This window comes from Pseudomonas sp. B7(2017) (assembly GCF_002112745.1).
GTDB classification, from domain to species: Bacteria; Pseudomonadota; Gammaproteobacteria; order Pseudomonadales; family Pseudomonadaceae; genus Aquipseudomonas; species Aquipseudomonas ekonensis.
This window is the reverse complement of the sequence record NZ_NEIP01000004.1, coordinates 48060-64805: the sequence shown is the minus strand read 5'-3', so window position 1 is coordinate 64805 and position 16746 is coordinate 48060. Positions and strand designations below refer to the sequence as shown.

Genomic DNA, 16746 nt, shown 5'->3' with positions numbered 1-16746 from the left:
TGGCCGCCGCAACAGGCTTACCTTGGACGGCTGAATCCAACGCTGTCGTAAGGACCCAGCCATGAGCCGCATTTTCGCTGACAACGCCCATTCCATCGGCAACACGCCGCTGGTGCAGATCAACCGGATCGCCCCGCGCGGCGTGACCATCCTGGCCAAGATCGAAGGTCGCAACCCGGGCTACTCGGTCAAGTGCCGGATCGGCGCGAACATGATCTGGGACGCCGAAAGCAGCGGCCGCCTCAAGCCGGGCATGACCATCATCGAGCCGACTTCGGGCAATACGGGCATCGGCTTGGCGTTCGTGGCGGCGGCCCGCGGCTACAAGCTGATGCTGACCATGCCGGCCTCGATGAGCATCGAGCGACGCAAGGTGCTCAAGGCCCTGGGCGCGGAGCTGGTGCTCACCGAGCCGGCCAAGGGCATGAAAGGCGCCATCGAGAAAGCCACCGAAATCGCCGCCAGCGATGCCGGCCGATATTTCATGCCGGCCCAGTTCGACAACCCGGCCAACCCGGCGATCCACGAGAAGACCACCGGTCCGGAAATCTGGAACGACACCGACGGCGCCATCGACGTGCTGGTGGCGGGAGTGGGCACCGGCGGAACCATCACCGGTGTCTCGCGGTATATCAAGAACACCCAGGGCAAACCGATCCTGTCGGTGGCGGTGGAACCGGTGGCGTCCCCGGTCATCACCCAGGCGCTGGCCGGTGAAGAGATCAAGCCCAGCCCCCACAAGATCCAGGGCATCGGCGCCGGTTTCGTGCCCAAGAACCTGGACCTGACGATGGTCGACCGGGTCGAGCAGGTCACCGATGAAGAGTCCAAGGCCATGGCCCTGCGGCTGATGCAGGAAGAGGGCATCCTGTGCGGGATTTCCTGCGGTGCGGCGATGGCGGTGGCGGTGCGGTTGGCCGAGACCCCGGAAATGCAGGGCAAGACCCTCGTCGTGGTGCTGCCGGACTCCGGTGAGCGTTACCTGTCGAGCATGTTGTTCAGCGATCTGTTCACCGATCAGGAGAACCAGCAGTAAGGGCAAGGATTGACTCACGTCAGCCGGGGTTCAGGACACGTGTGTTAAGAAGTGCTTTGTTGCGCAACCCTTAACACTGAATCTTGGCCCGGCGGGTTTTTCCCGGCGCCGGGAGTGTTTATCATGGCCGGCCGCCATGTCGGGCAGATGACATTGCGCAGCGTTGTCTTTTTTCAAGGAGTTGTTGATGACTTTTCCATTGGCCGCCAAGGTGTCGGTGCTGTTGCTGTTCGTGGGCAGCATTCTCTTCGTGCATCTGCGCGGCAAGGCGCGCCTGCCGGTGCTGCGTCAGTTCGTCAACCACTCGGCGCTGTTCGCCCCGTACAACACGTTGATGTACCTGTTCTCGGGCGTGCCGTCCCGGCCGTACCTGGACCGCAGCAAGTTCCCTGAGCTGGACGTGCTGCGCGACAACTGGGAAACCATCCGCGACGAGGCCATGCACCTGTTCGACGAGGGCTACATCCGCGCCGCCGAAAAGAACAACGACGCCGGTTTCGGCTCGTTCTTCAAGAAGGGCTGGAAGCGTTTTTACCTCAAGTGGTACGACAAGCCGCTGCCGTCCGCCGAGGCCCTGTGCCCCAAGACTGTGGCGCTGGTCAGTGCGATCCCCAACGTCAAGGGCGCGATGTTCGCGCTGTTGCCGGGCGGCAGCCACTTGAACCCGCACCGCGACCCGTTCGCCGGCTCCCTGCGCTACCACCTCGGCCTGTCGACGCCCAACTCCGACGATTGCCGGATCTTCGTCGACGGCCAGGTCTACGCCTGGCGCGACGGTGAGGACGTGATGTTCGACGAGACCTACGTGCACTGGGTCAAGAACGAAACCGACAAGACCCGCGTCATCCTGTTCTGCGACATCGAGCGTCCGCTGAGCAACCGCCTGATGACCCGTATCAACCGCTTCATCAGCGCCTGGCTGGGCCGGGCCACGGCCCCCCAGAACCTGGACGACGAACGCGTCGGCGGCATCAACCAGGCCTACGCTTGGAGCAAAAGCTTCAGCGACAAGTTCAGCGGCGCGGTCAAGCAATGGAAACGCCGCCACCCCAAGGCCTACCGCGTGATGCGGCCGGTGCTGGCGGTGGTGGTGCTGACGTTGCTGGGGTATTGGCTGTTTGGGTGATACCCGGCCGCAAACGAAAAAGCCGCTCCCGATGAGCGGCTTTTTCATGCCCGTGAATCCGGGGCGACGTGCGCGGCGTTCGATCGTCGCGCCCAATCGTTGCATTCTGTGTCACCGGCTGGTTATAGTCGGCCCTCGTGAGCTTCAGGCTCACCCCTCCAATCTGCAAAGAAGATCAGTCCAGATGCCTGCATCCCCAGTCAACGCGGTAGTCGATCCGGCGGTCAACGCTGGCGTCGTGCCGTGCGGGAACCGGCAGCCTGTGCAGATCAGTCATTACCCTCCACCACCTGTCAGTGGCACGCCGGTGCGCGCAGTCGCACCGCCACCGGGCGTCGGGGTTTCGGGCTGATCGGCGTTTTCCGCCGTCCCCCGTGCCCGCCCGGAAAAACCTACTGAATTTCAGCTTCGGCTGAGTTGGCTATTTGCCTGACTACAGGTGGCATGCATGTTTGTCCTTTCGAAAAAATCCGCGCTCGCGGCGGCGTCCACGAGCCTGTTCGTCCTGCTGTGGAGCAGCGGGGCGATCTTCTCCAAATGGGGCCTGGCCCACGCGTCGCCCTTTGCCTTTCTCCTGCTGCGTTTTGTGATCGCCCTGTGCGGGCTGGTGCTGCTGGTGCCGTTGCTCAAGCTGAAGCTGCCTGCCGGCGGCAGGCCGATGCTGTATGCGCTGGCCACCGGCGTGGTGTTGCTGGGGGCCTATCAGATCTTCTATCTGCTGGCCCTGGACCGCAAAGTCACGCCGGGGGTGATGGCGACCGTCATGGGCGTGCAGCCGATCCTGACGGTGGCGATCATGGAGCGTCAGCGTTCGGCTTCGCGGCTGTTCGGCCTGGCGCTGGGGCTGGCGGGGCTGGTGATGGTGGTCTACCAGGGCATCGGCCTGGCCGGGATGTCATGGGCCGGCATGCTGTTCGGCCTGCTGGCGTTGGCGAGCATGACGTTCGGCTCGATCATGCAGAAGCGCATCACCGACAACCCGCTCGGCACGCTGCCGGTGCAGTACCTGGCCGGATTGCTGCTGTGCGGGGTGTTCGTGCCGTTCCAGCCGTTCCATTTCGAGCGCACGGCGGGGTTCATCGTGCCGGTGCTGTGGATGGGGCTGGTGGTGTCGGTGCTGGCGACGCTGTTGCTGTACCGGCTGATCGCCCGGGGCAATCTGGTTAACGTCACCAGCCTGTTCTATCTGGTGCCGGCGGTCACGGCGGTGATGGATTACCTGATCTTCGGCAATCGCCTGGCGATGCTGAGCGTGCTGGGGATGGCGTTGATCATCGTCGGCCTGGTGTTCGTGTTCCGTAAGGCCTGACGGCGGTCATCGCCGGCGGGTCGGCATTCACAGGAATGCCTTGTGGGAGCCGGCCTGGCGGCGATGTCGTCGGTGCCGGCCTCATCGCTTGCAGGCAAGCTCCTACAGGGCTTTGCGGCCTGCCTGCCGGCGATGACTGTTTCAGTGACGCTGCCGGCCTAGCGTGCCGGCGCTTCGGCAGGTTTGGCCACCGCCGGCTTCAGCACCAGCCACAACGCCAGCGCAATCAACACCCCGCCATACAGATGCGCCAAAGACAGCGGCTCATCCAGGAACAACGCCCCCCACAGCACGCCGAACGGCGGAATCATGAAGGTCACGGTCATCGACTTGACCGGGCCGATCGAACTCAGCAAACGGAAATAGAGAATGTAGGCGAAGGCGGTGCACGCCAAGCCCAGGCCCAGCAGCGACAGCCACACGTTCCAGCCGCCCCAGCTCGCCGGCGGTTGGGTGAGGGCGCTGTAGCCGAACAGCGGCAGCAGGAACAGCGTGGCGCCGAGCATGCTGCCCAGTGCCGACAGGCGGCTGTCGAGCCCGCCGGCTTGGTCCAGCCAGCGCCGCGCCAGGAACCCGGCAAAGCCGTAGCAGGTGGTGGCCAGCAGGCAGGCGAGGGCGCCCATCAGCAGCGGCAGGTCGAACGCTACCGGGCCTGCGCGGGTGAGCACGCCGACGCCGAGCAGGCCGAGAAACACGCCGCCGAGCTTGGCCGCCGTGAGTCTTTCGCTGAAGAACAGCCCGCCGATCAGCACGCCCATCAGCGGCGTGGTGGCGTTGAAGATCGCCGAGTACCCGGCCGGCAGCACCTGGGCGGCCACCGAGTACAGCGTGGCCGGGATCCCGGAGTTGATCAGGCCCAGCAGCATCACGGTCTTCAGCTTTCCCTTGAAGTCCCAGCTGATGCGCATCAGACCGAGGATCACCAGCAGCCCGACGGCGGCGATCGAGACCCGGAAGAACGCCGTGGGAACCGTGCCGATCACCGGCGCGATGATGCGCATGAACAGAAAGCTGGCGCCCCAGATGGCCGCCAGCGACAGTAACCGGAAAATATCGACGGGGCTCACGGGGCACCTCCTGCTGCAAAGGGACGAGAGTGTTGCCGACGGCCCCGGCGATGGCAACCGCTGTTCGGGCATTTAATTCCTGTCGGCGGCGCGCAGGGCGGACCGTCCGCGGATTTGGCGCAAATTGCGCTTCTCCTGCGCAGGCTTCCGTGGCTAAGCTCAGGCTTTGGAGCACAGATCCTTAATTCCCGCAGAGGTCTCATCTATGCCGCAGCAATGGCCCGCCACCGATATCGCCCGCCTGATCCTCGATGGCTTCGACGATTACCGCGAGCATTTCCGCCGGATCACCGACGGTGCGCGGGAGCGCTTCGAACAGGCGCGCTGGCAGGAGACGCAGACCGCCTCGGCCGCGCGGATCAACCTGTACGAAGAGAAGGTGGGCGAGACCGTGGCGCGCCTGCGCGAGCACTTCCAGGAACCGGTGTTGATGGACGTCAGTTGCTGGCCGCTGGTCAAGAGCGCCTACATCGGCATCATCGACCTGCGCTTCGACGATGAGCTGTCCGAGACCTGGTACAACTCGATCTTCTGCGGGCTGTTCAGCCATGACCTGATCAGCGACGGCTGCATGTTCATCCACACCACCCGGCCGAGCCTGCGCCGTGCCCGGGCCGCGCAGACGCGCATCTACCGGCCCGAGGGGCAACTGTCGGGCATGCTCGCCAGCATCTTCGCCGACTACCGCTTCAGCGAAGACTACGCCGACCTGCCCCGGGACCTGCAGCGCCTCGAAGCGCAACTGCGGGACAACCTGCCGGACTGGGTGTGCAAGGATCCGGAGCTGAGCGTCGAGCTGTTCTCCTCGGTGCTGTACCGCAACAAGGGCGCGTACCTGGTGGGGCGCCTCTACACCAACGACGACCAGTGGCCGCTGGTGATTCCGTTGCTGCACCGCGAAGGGCGGGGGATCCAGATCGACGCGCTGATCACCGATGAGGCGGAAGTGTCGATCATCTTTTCCTTCACCCGTTCGTACTTCATGGTCGATGTGGCGGTGCCGGCGGAATTCATCGGCTTTCTGCGGCGCATCCTGCCGGGCAAGCACATCGCCGAGCTGTACACCTCCATCGGTTTCTACAAGCACGGCAAGTCGGAGTTCTACCGCGCGCTGATCAACCACCTGGCCAACACCGACGACCGCTTCATCATGGCGCCGGGGGTGCGCGGCATGGTCATGAGCGTATTCACCCTGCCGGGTTTCAACACGGTGTTCAAGATCATCAAGGACCGTTTCTCGCCGTCGAAGAACGTCGATCGCGCCACGGTGATCGAAAAGTACCGGCTGGTAAAAAGCGTCGACCGCGTGGGGCGCATGGCCGATACCCAGGAGTTCGCCGATTTCCGTTTCCCCGTGAGCAAGTTCGACCCGGCGTGCCTTGAGGAACTGCTGGAGGTCGCGCCCTCGACCGTGTCGCTTGAAGGCGAGACCGTGCTGATCCGCCACTGCTGGACCGAGCGCCGGATGACCCCGCTCAACCTCTACCTGGACAACGCCAACGAAGCCCAGGTGCGCGAAGCGCTGGAGGACTACGGCCTGGCGATCAAGCAACTGGCGGCGGCCAACATCTTTCCCGGCGACATGCTGCTGAAGAACTTCGGCGTCACCCGCCATGGCCGGGTGGTGTTCTACGACTACGACGAGATCTGCTTCCTCACCGAGGCCAACTTCCGCCATATCCCGCCGCCGCGCACCCCCGAGGACGAAATGGCCTCCGAGCCGTGGTACTCGATCGGGCCGCTGGACGTGTTCCCCGAGGAATTCCCGCCGTTCCTGTTCGCCGACGCCGGCCAGCGCAAGCTTTTCGACCAGTTGCACGGCGAGCTGTACAACGCCGACTACTGGAAGGGGTTGCAGGAAGCGATCCGGGCGGGGAAGGTGATCGATGTGTTCCCGTACCGGCGCAAGGGGCTGGACAACGAGTGAAGGTTGCCGACGCCATCGCGGGCCTGCTCCCACAGGAACTGCACTGCTCCTGAACTGCGGTGCCTGGACTGACGCCATCGCCAGCAGGCTGGCTCCCACAGGTTTTGTCCGCGAAATGGACGCACGCCGCTTTGCGTTGTGCGCCCATGCCATCATTTATGTCGCCAAATCTGCGACAATCGCCCCCTTGCGCCACCAGACCACCGAATTGCGTACCCGATGACCGACGAATCGCCCTCCATCGACAAACTGCTGAAGAACCTCGACCACGCCATGCTCGCCGACCGCCACCGGTTGCGCCGGCAGTTGCTTGAGCAGCGCAAGAAACCCGACGAAGCCAAGCTGGCCCAGTGGGTCGCGCGCATGCAGGCGTCCTGCGACCAGGTGCTGGCGCGCAAGGCCAGCGTGCCGGCGATCCGCTACGACGACAGCCTGCCCATCGCCGCCAAGCGTGACGAGATCAAGAAGGCGCTGGAGCAGCACCAGGTGCTGATCATCGCCGGCGAGACCGGCTCGGGCAAAACCACCCAGTTGCCGAAGATCTGCCTGGAGATCGGCCGTGGCCGGCACGGCCTGATCGGCCACACCCAGCCCCGCCGGATCGCCGCGCGCAGCGTCGCCAGCCGGGTCGCCGAGGAGCTCGGCACGCCGCTGGGCGCGCTGGTCGGCTATCAGGTGCGGTTCGAGGACCAGAGCGATTCCAGCACCCTGATCAAACTGATGACCGACGGCATCCTGCTGGCGGAGACCCAGAACGACCGTTACCTGGAACGCTACGACACGATCATCGTCGACGAGGCCCACGAACGCAGCCTCAACATCGATTTCCTGCTGGGCTACCTGAAGACCCTGCTGCCGCGCCGTCCGGACCTGAAGGTCATCATCACGTCGGCGACCATCGACCTGGAGCGTTTCTCCAAGCACTTCGACGATGCGCCGATCGTGGAAGTCTCCGGGCGCACGTTCCCGGTGGAGACCTGGTACCGCCCGCTGACCCTGGAGCAGGACGAAGAGGGCAACCGGGTCGAAGACGACTTGACCGTGGACCAGGCGATCCTCGCCACCCTCGACGAAATCGCCGCCTACGAGCGCAGCGAGCGCCGCAGTCCCGGCGATGTGCTGGTGTTCTTGCCGGGCGAGCGGGAGATCCGTGACGCCGCTGAAATGCTGCGCAAGGCCCAGCTCAAGCACACCGAAATCCTGCCGCTGTACGCGCGCCTGTCGCCGGCCGAGCAGCAGCGGATCTTCCAGTCCCACCCGGGCCGGCGTGTGGTGCTGGCGACCAACGTCGCCGAAACCTCGCTGACCGTGCCGGGCATCCGTTACGTGATCGACAGCGGCACCGCGCGCATCAGCCGCTACAGCTACCGCGCCAAAGTGCAGCGCCTGCCCGTCGAAGCGGTCTCCCAGGCCAGCGCCAACCAGCGCAAGGGCCGTTGCGGACGGGTCGAGCCGGGCATTTGCGTGCGCCTGTACAGCGAAGAGGATTTCCTCGGCCGGCCGGAATTCACCGACCCCGAGATCCTGCGCACCAACCTGGCGGCGGTGATTCTGCAGATGCTCCATCTGCGCCTCGGCGACATCACCGCGTTCCCGTTCATCGAGCCGCCGGACGGCAAGGCGATCAGCGACGGCTTCAACCTGCTGCAAGAACTGTCGGCGGTGGACCGCAACAATCAGCTGACCCCCGTCGGCCGCCAGCTGGCGCGCCTGCCGGTGGATCCGCGCATGGGCCGCATGCTGCTGGAAGCGGCGCGCCTGGGCAGCCTTCAGGAAGTGCTGATCGTGGCCAGCGCCATGTCGGTGCAGGATCCGCGCGAACGTCCGCCGGAGCGCCAGCAGGCCGCCGACCAGGCCCACGCGCAGTGGAAGGACGCCGATTCGGACTTCGCCGCGCTGGTCAACCTGTGGCGCGGCTTCGAGGAGCAGCGCCAGGCGCTGACCGCGAGCCCGCTGCGCAACTGGTGCCGCAAGAACTTCCTCAATTACCTGCGCCTGCGCGAATGGCGCGACGCCCATCGGCAACTGAGCCTGATCTGCCGCGACCTCCAGCTGAGCCTGAACAAGGAGCCGGCGGACTTCGCCAAGTTCCACAAAGCGGTGCTGGTGGGCCTGCTCAGCCAGATCGGCCAGAAGACCGAAGAGGGCGATTACCTCGGCGCCCGGCAGCGGCGGTTCTGGATTCACCCGTCGTCCGGGATCGGCAAGAAGCGTCCGCAGTGGGTGATGGCCGCCGAACTGGTGGAGACCACCAAGCTCTACGCGCGCATGGTCGCCAAGATCGACGCCGACTGGATCGAGCCGCTGGCCGGGCACCTGATCAAGAAGAACCACTTCGAACCGCACTGGGAGAAGAAGCGCGGCCAGGTGATCGCGTTCGAGCAGATCACCCTGTTCGGCCTGATCGTGGTCGGCCGCCGCCCGGTGCATTACGGCCCGGTGGATCCGGTGGTCTCGCGGGAGCTGTTCATCCGCGAAGGGCTGGTGCGCGGTGAGATCCAGTCCCGGGCCAAGTGCCTGACGGCGAACAAGCAGTTGCTGGAGCAGCTCGACGAACTGGAGGCCAAGGCCCGGCGCCGCGACATCCTGGCCGACGAAGAGACCCTGTACGCCTTCTACGACGCACGGCTGCCGGCGGAGATCCACCAGACCGCCACGTTCGACAGCTGGTACCGGGTCAACAGCCAGAAGGATCCGCAGCTGCTGATCATGCGCGAAGAGGACGTGCTGGCCCGCGAGGCCAGCGAAGTCACCGCGCGGGACTACCCGGACACCCTGCACATCGGCGACCTGGAACTGGCGCTCAGTTACCACTTCGAACCTAACCATCCCCGCGACGGCGTGACCCTGCGGGTGCCGGCGCCGCTGTTGCCGATGCTGCCGCCGGAGCGTCTGGAATGGCTGGTGCCGGGGCTGATCGAAGCCAAGTGCATCGCGCTGGTGCGCAACCTGCCCAAGGCCCTGCGCAAGAACTTCGTGCCGGTGCCGGACTTCGTCAGGGCGGCGTTGCAGCGCATGACGTTCGCCGAGGGTTCGTTGCCCCAGGCCCTGGGCCGCGAACTGCTGCGCATGACCGGTGCGCGGGTCAGCGACGAAGCCTGGGCCGAAGCCGAGCAGCAGGTCGAAGGGCATCTGCGGATGAACCTGGAAATCGTCGACGGGCAGGGCAAGTTCCTCGGCGAAGGACGCGACCTGGCCGAGCTCACCGCGCGTTTCGCCGAAGCCAGCCAGGCGGCGCTCGCCGTCCCGCAGAGTGCCAAGAGCCAGCAGCCGGTGGAGGCCAAGGTCTTTGCGCCGGTGGCGGAAAAGACCCAGCAGAAGATCGCCGGGCTGTCGATGACGGTGTATCCGGCGCTGGTGGAAGAGGGCGGCACGGTCAAGGAAGGGCGTTTCTCGACGCCGGCCGAAGCCGAGTTCCAGCACCGCCGCGCGTTGCAGCGGCTGTTGCTGCAACAGTTGGCCGAGCCGGCCAAGTTCCTGCGCGGCAAGTTGCCGGGGCTGACCGAACTGGGCCTGCTGTACCGCGAACTGGGGCGGGTGGAGGCGCTGGTCGAAGACATTCTGTTGGCCAGCCTCGACAGCTGCATCCTCGACGGCGAAGACCCGCTGCCCCGGGACGGCGCCGGTCTGGCGGCGCTGGCCGAGCGCAAGCGCGGCGCCTGGACCGAGCATGCCGAACGGGTGGCACGCCTGGTGCTGGAGATCCTCAAGCTGTGGCACGGCCTGCAGAAACGCTTCAAGGGCAAGATCGACCTGGCCCAGGCCGTGGCGCTGAACGACATCAAGCAGCAGCTCAGCCAGTTGGTGTACCCGGGCTTCGTGCGGGAAACGCCGATGCTGTGGCTCAAGGAGCTGCCGCGCTACCTCAAGGCGGTCGAACAGCGGTTCGAGAAGCTCGGCGCCCAGGTGCAGAAAGACCGGGTGTGGAGCGGCGAGCTGGCCGGCCTCTGGACGCAGTACCAGACCCGCGCCGCCAAGCACGCCCAGGAAGGCAAGCGCGATCCGCAGCTTGAGCTGTACCGCTGGTGGCTGGAGGAATACCGGGTTTCGCTGTTCGCCCAGCAGTTGGGGACGAAGGTGCCGGTCTCCGACAAGCGCCTGAACAAACAGTGGACGCAGGTCGAGGCCTAGCCTTCGGGCGCACGGCTACTGTGCAGGAGCGAGCCTGCTCGCGATGGCGGAGCATCAGGCAACGGATTGATCGATTGTCTGACAGTCCTTCAGCGCGGGCAGGCTCGCTTCCGCAGTCAATCGTCTGTTGTGTGTGGGACAGAGGTCAAAACCTTGGGTTTATGGCACACTTCGCGACCATAAACGCCGGTTTCACGGCCTAGAGCCTCCGGCGCAGGATGCGCTGCGCAATAAAGCGTCACCCGGTTATTGCGTCTACCGGACGGGAATAGACCCTTTGCGTGTTGGCACGTCGGTGCCAGCACTTTCTGCCTGAACAGATCAGAGAAACGACCATGCATAACGTCGTCATCAGCGGCACCGGCCTGTACACCCCGGCCAACAGCATCTCCAACGAAGAACTGGTGAACTCGTTCAACACCTACGTTGCGCAGTTCAACGCCGACAACGCCGATGCCATCGCCCGCGGCGAGATCCAGGCCCTGACCGAATCCAGCGCCGCGTTCATCGAGAAAGCCTCCGGCATCAAGAGCCGCTTCGTCATGGACAAGGAGGGCATCCTCGACCCTGCGCGCATGACGCCGCGCCTGCCGGAGCGTTCCAACGACGAATGGTCGGTGCTCTGCCAGATGGCCACCGCCGCCGCCGAACAGGCCCTGCAGCGCGCCGGCAAGACCGCCGCCGACATCGACGGCGTGATCGTCGCCTGCTCCAACCTGCAGCGCGCCTATCCGGCCATCGCCATCGAAGTCCAGGAAGCGCTGGGCATCCAGGGCTTCGGCTTCGACATGAACGTGGCCTGCTCGTCCGCCACCTTCGGCATCCAGGCCGCCGCCAACAGCGTGCAGCTGGGCCAGGCCCGGGCGATCCTGATGGTCAACCCGGAAGTCTGCACCGGCCACCTGAACTTCCGTGACCGCGACAGCCACTTCATCTTCGGCGACGCCGCCACCGCCGTGGTCATCGAGCGCGCCGACCTTGCGACCTCCAAGCACCAGTTCGACGTGGTCAGCACCAAACTGCTGACCAAGTTCTCCAACAACATCCGCAACAACTTCGGCTTCCTCAACCGCGCGGCGGAAGAGGGCGTCGGCGCCCGCGACAAGCTGTTCGTGCAGGAAGGCCGCAAGGTGTTCAAGGACGTCTGCCCGATGGTGGCCGAGCTGATCGGCGAGCACCTGGAAGAGAACAAGCTCAACGTCGGCGACGTGAAGCGCTTCTGGCTGCACCAGGCCAACCTGAGCATGAACCACCTGATCGTGCGCAAGCTGCTGGGCCGCGAAGCCACCGAAGAAGAGGCGCCGGTGATCCTCGACACCTACGCCAACACCAGCTCCGCCGGTTCCGTGATCGCGTTCCACAAGCACCAGGACGACCTGGCGGCCGGTTCGCTGGCGGTACTGAGTTCGTTCGGTGCCGGCTACTCGATCGGCAGCGTGATTCTGCGCAAGCGTTAAGGGACGCTTCATTTCCTCTTAATCGCGCTGACGTTTCCTACATCCGGATCAGCGCGAGCGCTGTAATTTTCGAAAGTGGCGGCAGGAGAGATCCTGCCGCCATCATTTTCGGAACCGGGACAAGGGGATTGATGGATGGCGGTTGACGACACCCAATTGCTGGCGCGTTTGCTGGCCGGTGAGCAAAAGGCTTTCAAGGAACTGGTCACGACCTACCAGAGCGCCATGCGCGCCGTGGCCTATGCCATCGTCGGCCAGCGTCATGTCGAGGAAGTGGTGCAGGATGCCTGGCTGTCGGTGGTGCGCCATATTGGCAGTTTCGAAGGCCGCTCCAGCCTCAAGACCTGGCTGCTGACCATCACCGCCAATTCGGCCAAGGGCCGCTACAAGCGCAATCGCCGCGAGGTGCTGCTGGACGACCTGCCGGCGCCGCACGGCACCCTCGATGACGACCGCTTCTCACCGGGCGACGGCCATTGGCGGGTGGCGCCGTTCGCCTGGCACCACGACACCCCCGAGGCCTTGCTGACCGAGAGCGAGCTGCGCGACTGCCTGGAACACACCCTGCAAAGCCTTTCGCAGCTGCAGGGCAGCGTGTTGACGTTGCGCGAGCAGCAGGGACTGGAGCTGGAGGAGATCTGTAATCTTCTGGACATCTCGCTCTCCAATGTCCGCGTGCTGCTGCATCGGGCACGTTTGAAGGTCTTTGCGACCGTGGAACATTTTGAGGAGACCGGAGAATGCTGACCTGCAAGGAGCAAGTGGCGCGATCCAGCGATTATCTCGATGGCCGGCTGAGCTTTCGCGAGAAACTGATGGTGCGTCATCACTTGATGTTCTGCCGCAATTGCCGGCGGTTCATCCGCCAGATGCGGCTGATGCAGGCGACGCTGCGGGCCATGCCGCACAAGCCTGAAGAGGACGTGGACGCGTTGGCCGAGCGCCTGGCGGCGCAACGCCGAAAGGATCGTTCCTGACAAAAAACTGTGGCGAGGGAGTTTGCTCCCTCGCCACAGATAAGTTGAACGGCGACAGTCCGGCGCGGGCGCTGCGAACGGATGATGGGGGATCGCCCCGTCCGCGCCGGACTGAAGTCGGTCAGCCGTCTTAGAACTTCGCTTCCGCGTCCAGCTGCAGGGTGTTGGTGTCTGCGTCGCGCTGGGTGCGGCTGGAGAAGTCAGCCTTGGTCAGGAAGTACGTGGCGCCGATGGCGAAGTTCTTGTCGATGTCGTAGCCGACCTTGAACTTGTGGCCGCGGGAGCCGGTGGTGCCGTTGGCGAAGTCCGAGTCGGTGAAGGCGCCGACCACGGCGTCGCGCTGCACGTCGCGGTAGTTGTAGTCCAGGTTCAGGCCGAAGACCTTCGACTTGGCGCCCACCAGCCATGCGGTGTCCGCATCGGTCACCGCATCGTTGTTCTTCACGTACTGGCCGTAGAACGACAGCGGCATCGGCAGGCCGCCGATGTCGATCTGGCTGAAGCCTTCGTACAGGCGGAACTGGTTGTTGGCCGAGTTGCCGTTGACCGACAGGGCGCACGGGGTGGAGGTGCCGGTGCAGCGGCTGTCTTCGTCGTTCTGATAGGCGTACACGCTGCCGCCCAGGGTCAGTTTCAGGTTGTCGGTGATTGCGAAGCGGCTGCCCAGTTGGCCGGCGGTCAGGCGCAGGTCGTGGCGGAACTGCACGCCTTCGCCGTCGACGTTGTCCTTGAGGGTGTAGTTGCCCAGGCTGCCGAACAGTTCGGCGCTGCTGCCCAGCGGGTATTTGTAGGTGACGGCCAGGCCTTCGGGGTTGATGTCGCTGTCCCAGATCACATCGCCCATGCTGACCCACGGCTGCAGCATCTTGCCGCCGATCACGTGCAGGTTCTTGATGGCGTCCGGGTGGTAGTCGATGTAGCCCAGGTCCAGCCAGATCTGCTTCTTGTCGAAGTAGTTGTCCATGTCCTGGTTGGTGGAGCGGGCGTCGTCGCCGCCGCCGGTGGCGATGCGGATGCCGGTGTCCACTTGCGGGTTGATTTCGCTGTAGGCGCCCAGGCGGGCACGGATGCGCTGACGGTCCTTGTCGCGGCCGCCGTTGTTCGATTCGCCGTCGATCTTCACGGTTTCCTGGCGGATGCGCACGTCACCCTTGAACTGGGTCTTGGCGGCCCAGGCCAGCTTCTGGTCGAAGGCGCTCTGTTCGTTGGCCTTCTTCGCGACGGCGGCCACTTGTTCGTTGGTCTCTTGCTGCGCCTGCTGGGCGATTTGCTGGGCCTTCTGATCCTTGGCCAGTTCGGTCTGCAGTTCGATGTACTGCGCCTGGGTGATCGAACCGTTGGCCTTGAGCATGTCGAGCAGTTTGGCGTCGACCGCGGCACTGGCCGGAACACTCATGGCCAGCAGCAGGCCACCGCACAGGGCCGCCGCAGTTTTCGTGGAAGCAAGACGCATAGCAATCTCCGAAGATGAGAGGGGATGGCGAAGCCATCCTGGGCACAACCGACGGTTTGACGGTCGGAAAACAGTGTCCGGGTAGAACCCGGCGCTCTAAAAACAGGCGCCAGTATCGCGACGGTTTATGACAGAGCAGTGGCACGGTGATGGCAGGTTCGTGACGATACGAAACCGCCCTGAACTATCGGTCTAGAGCGCTGTCGCGGATTCGGGCGTGTGCAACGGCAGGCCGATCGGCGATACTCGGCGGGCTGTCATGCCCCGAACTGGAGAGGAAAATGCCGCTGCAACGCCTGCACGAACTGTCGCAAATCGCATCCGCCGACTGGGATGCGCTGGTGCCGGAAAACCAGCCGTTCCTGCGCCACGGTTTCCTCGCTGCGCTGGAGGACAGCGGCAGCGTCGGCGCGCACACGGGCTGGCAGGCGGAGCATCTGCTGCACGTCGAAGGCGACCGGCTGATCGCGGCGCTGCCTGCCTACCGCAAGTGGCATTCCTACGGCGAATACGTGTTCGACCACGGCTGGGCCGATGCCTGCGCCCGGGCTGGCATCGACTACTACCCCAAGCTGCTGGTGGCCGTGCCGTTCAGCCCGGTCAGCGGCCCGCGGCTGTTGGCGGCGTCGGTCGAGGATGGCTTCGAACTGCTCAAGAGCCTGCCGGGCTACCTGGAGATCGAAGGCCTCTCCAGCGCCCACATCAATTTCACCGACCCGTTCACCGACGCGGCCATGGCCGAACAGCCGGGCTGGCTGCAGCGCATCGGCTGCCAGTACCACTGGCAGAACCGCGGCTACCGGGATTTCCAGGACTTTCTCGACGGGCTCAGTTCGCGCAAGCGCAAGCAGATGCGCAAGGAGCGCGAGCAGGTGGCGGGGCAGGGCTTCAGCTTCCAATGGCTGGACGGGCACGAACTGGACGAGGCGCAATGGGATTTCGTCTACGCCTGCTACGCCAACACCTACGCCGTGCGGCGGCAAACGCCGTACCTGACCCGGGCGTTCTTCAGCCTGTTGGCCGAACGCATGCCCGAGGCCATCCGCGTGGTGCTGGCCAAACAGGGTTCAAGGCCGGTGGCGATGGCCTTCAGCCTGGTCGGGGGCGACAGCTTCTATGGCCGTTACTGGGGTTGCCTGGCGGAGTTCGACCGCCTGCATTTCGAAACGTGTTTCTACCAGGGCATGGACTACGCCATCGCCGAGGGCTTTCAGCGCTTCGACGCCGGCGCCCAGGGCGAGCACAAGCTGATCCGCGGATTCGAACCGGTGATCACCCGCTCCTGGCACTACCTGCGCCACCCCGGCCTGAAGGCGGCCGTGAAGGACTTCCTGCACCAGGAGCGCGCCGGGGTGTTGGCCTATGCCGAAGAGGCGCGGGCCGCCTTGCCCTACCGCCAGGCCTAGCTCCCACAGTACTGAACGACAGGCATCACTGTGGGAGCCAGCCTGCTGGCGATGGCGTCAGCCAAGGCAGCAGGGCAGAGGCTATGTGTCTTCGCTGCCCAGCCAACGGTAGAGCCCGCCGCCGACCACCGCCCCCAGCAGCGGCGCCACCCAGAACATCCATAGCTGCGCGATGGCCCAGCCGCCCACCATCAGCGCCGGCCCCGTGCTGCGGGCCGGGTTCACCGAAGTGTTGGTGACCGGAATCGAGATCAGGTGGATCAGGGTCAGGGCCAGGCCGATGGCGATCGGCGCCAGGCCCGCCGGGGCACGCCGGTCGGTGGCGCCGAGGATGATCACCACGAACAGGGCGGTCATCACCAGTTCGGTGACGAACCCGGCGGCCATCGAGTACTTGCCGGGAGAATGCTCGCCGTAGCCGTTGGAGGCCAGGCCGCCGGCGATGTCGAAGCCTTCCTTGCCGCTGGCGATCCAGGCGATCAGGGCTGCCGCGATGATGGCGCCGATCACCTGGGCGACGATGTAGGCGGGCAGTTCCTTGGCCGGGAACCGGCCGCCGACGGTCAGGCCCACCGACACGGCCGGGTTGAGATGGCAGCCACTGATGTGGCCGATGGCGAACGCCATGGTCAGCACCGTCAGGCCGAAGGCCAGGGCCACCCCCAGCACGCCGATGCCCGTGGGCGAGGACGCGGCGATCACCGCGCTGCCGCAACCGCCCAGAACCAGCCAGAACGTACCTAACAACTCCGTGACCGAACGTTTGAACAGAGACATGGGAATGTCCTTGATAGACGTGCTATCGAGACTGAAACGGGTTGTGAGTCCTTGCAGATTTACGACAGGTTCCACGCCGG

At 64.9% G+C, this 16746-nt stretch carries 12 protein-coding genes; 9 read left to right on the top strand and 3 right to left on the bottom strand.

Annotated features, from left to right (window positions below; genetic code table 11):
* Nucleotides 1–61: 61 nt before the first annotated feature.
* The 3 genes from cysK to CAG29_RS09290 all read left to right on the top strand — a co-directional run bounded on the left by cysK (nucleotide 62) and on the right by CAG29_RS09290 (nucleotide 3471).
* Entirely contained in the window at nucleotides 62–1036 is a 975-nt protein-coding gene (gene cysK, locus CAG29_RS09300) for a cysteine synthase A (RefSeq protein ID WP_085585038.1), read from the top strand.
* A 187-nt stretch (nucleotides 1037–1223) separates the two neighbouring features.
* A complete protein-coding gene (locus tag CAG29_RS09295) occupies nucleotides 1224–2162 on the top strand; it encodes an aspartyl/asparaginyl beta-hydroxylase domain-containing protein (RefSeq protein WP_085656159.1) in 939 nt (312 codons plus the stop codon).
* Nucleotides 2163–2610: 448 nt separating this feature from the next.
* The gene (locus tag CAG29_RS09290; protein ID WP_085585034.1) at nucleotides 2611–3471 is read left to right on the top strand and encodes a DMT family transporter; all 861 of its coding nucleotides are present in this window, start codon (nucleotides 2611–2613) and stop codon (nucleotides 3469–3471) included.
* Nucleotides 3472–3629: 158 nt separating this feature from the next.
* Here CAG29_RS09290 and CAG29_RS09285 read toward each other — a convergent pair whose 3' ends face one another.
* Nucleotides 3630–4538: a DMT family transporter gene (locus CAG29_RS09285; RefSeq protein WP_085585032.1), complete on the bottom strand. Its 909-nt coding sequence runs from the start codon at nucleotides 4536–4538 to the stop codon at nucleotides 3630–3632.
* 205 nt (nucleotides 4539–4743) lie between these two features.
* Here CAG29_RS09285 and aceK point away from each other — a divergent pair, with 205 nt between their 5' ends.
* The 5 genes from aceK to CAG29_RS09260 all read left to right on the top strand — a co-directional run bounded on the left by aceK (nucleotide 4744) and on the right by CAG29_RS09260 (nucleotide 13030).
* Nucleotides 4744–6465, top strand: a complete 1722-nt coding sequence (gene aceK, locus CAG29_RS09280; protein WP_085585030.1) for a bifunctional isocitrate dehydrogenase kinase/phosphatase — start codon at nucleotides 4744–4746, stop codon at nucleotides 6463–6465.
* A 219-nt stretch (nucleotides 6466–6684) separates the two neighbouring features.
* Nucleotides 6685–10596: an ATP-dependent RNA helicase HrpA gene (gene hrpA / locus CAG29_RS09275; protein ID WP_085694303.1), complete on the top strand. Its 3912-nt coding sequence runs from the start codon at nucleotides 6685–6687 to the stop codon at nucleotides 10594–10596.
* Between the two features lie 335 nt (nucleotides 10597–10931).
* Complete coding sequence (locus tag CAG29_RS09270) at nucleotides 10932–12053, top strand: beta-ketoacyl-ACP synthase III (RefSeq protein ID WP_085585026.1); 1122 nt, start codon at nucleotides 10932–10934, stop codon at nucleotides 12051–12053.
* Between the two features lie 135 nt (nucleotides 12054–12188).
* Nucleotides 12189–12800 carry an RNA polymerase sigma factor gene (locus CAG29_RS09265; protein ID WP_085637176.1) on the top strand — a complete coding sequence of 204 codons (612 nt, stop codon included), beginning with the start codon at nucleotides 12189–12191 and terminating at the stop codon, nucleotides 12798–12800.
* Nucleotides 12794–13030, top strand: a complete 237-nt coding sequence (locus tag CAG29_RS09260) for an anti-sigma factor (RefSeq protein WP_085585021.1) — start codon at nucleotides 12794–12796, stop codon at nucleotides 13028–13030. Before CAG29_RS09265 ends, CAG29_RS09260 begins: the two co-directional genes overlap by 7 nt.
* Nucleotides 13031–13160: 130 nt before the next feature.
* Here CAG29_RS09260 and CAG29_RS09255 read toward each other — a convergent pair whose 3' ends face one another.
* Nucleotides 13161–14483: a putative porin gene (locus tag CAG29_RS09255; protein ID WP_085585019.1), complete on the bottom strand. Its 1323-nt coding sequence runs from the start codon at nucleotides 14481–14483 to the stop codon at nucleotides 13161–13163.
* Nucleotides 14484–14764: 281 nt separating this feature from the next.
* Between CAG29_RS09255 and CAG29_RS09250 the strand changes: the two genes are divergently transcribed.
* A complete protein-coding gene (locus CAG29_RS09250) occupies nucleotides 14765–15889 on the top strand; it encodes a GNAT family N-acetyltransferase (protein WP_085633050.1) in 1125 nt (374 codons plus the stop codon).
* Between the two features lie 81 nt (nucleotides 15890–15970).
* Here CAG29_RS09250 and aqpZ read toward each other — a convergent pair whose 3' ends face one another.
* Nucleotides 15971–16666: an aquaporin Z gene (aqpZ, locus tag CAG29_RS09245; protein ID WP_085633052.1), complete on the bottom strand. Its 696-nt coding sequence runs from the start codon at nucleotides 16664–16666 to the stop codon at nucleotides 15971–15973.
* Between the last annotated feature and the right edge of the window lie 80 nt (nucleotides 16667–16746).

What these genes read in the sequence shown, in the direction of transcription:
- aceK (WP_085585030.1), top strand. Translation starts at nt 4,744, where the DNA reads ATGCCGCAGCAATGGCCCGCCACCGATATCGCCCGCCTGATCCTCGAT.
- CAG29_RS09270 (WP_085585026.1), top strand. Translation starts at nt 10,932, where the DNA reads ATGCATAACGTCGTCATCAGCGGCACCGGCCTGTACACCCCGGCCAAC.
- CAG29_RS09260 (WP_085585021.1), top strand. Translation starts at nt 12,794, where the DNA reads ATGCTGACCTGCAAGGAGCAAGTGGCGCGATCCAGCGATTATCTCGAT.
- CAG29_RS09255 (WP_085585019.1), bottom strand. Translation starts at nt 14,483, where the DNA reads ATGCGTCTTGCTTCCACGAAAACTGCGGCGGCCCTGTGCGGTGGCCTG.
- CAG29_RS09265 (WP_085637176.1), top strand. Translation starts at nt 12,189, where the DNA reads ATGGCGGTTGACGACACCCAATTGCTGGCGCGTTTGCTGGCCGGTGAG.
- CAG29_RS09295 (WP_085656159.1), top strand. Translation starts at nt 1,224, where the DNA reads ATGACTTTTCCATTGGCCGCCAAGGTGTCGGTGCTGTTGCTGTTCGTG.
- CAG29_RS09290 (WP_085585034.1), top strand. Translation starts at nt 2,611, where the DNA reads ATGTTTGTCCTTTCGAAAAAATCCGCGCTCGCGGCGGCGTCCACGAGC.
- cysK (WP_085585038.1), top strand. Translation starts at nt 62, where the DNA reads ATGAGCCGCATTTTCGCTGACAACGCCCATTCCATCGGCAACACGCCG.
- CAG29_RS09250 (WP_085633050.1), top strand. Translation starts at nt 14,765, where the DNA reads ATGCCGCTGCAACGCCTGCACGAACTGTCGCAAATCGCATCCGCCGAC.
- hrpA (WP_085694303.1), top strand. Translation starts at nt 6,685, where the DNA reads ATGACCGACGAATCGCCCTCCATCGACAAACTGCTGAAGAACCTCGAC.
- aqpZ (WP_085633052.1), bottom strand. Translation starts at nt 16,666, where the DNA reads ATGTCTCTGTTCAAACGTTCGGTCACGGAGTTGTTAGGTACGTTCTGG.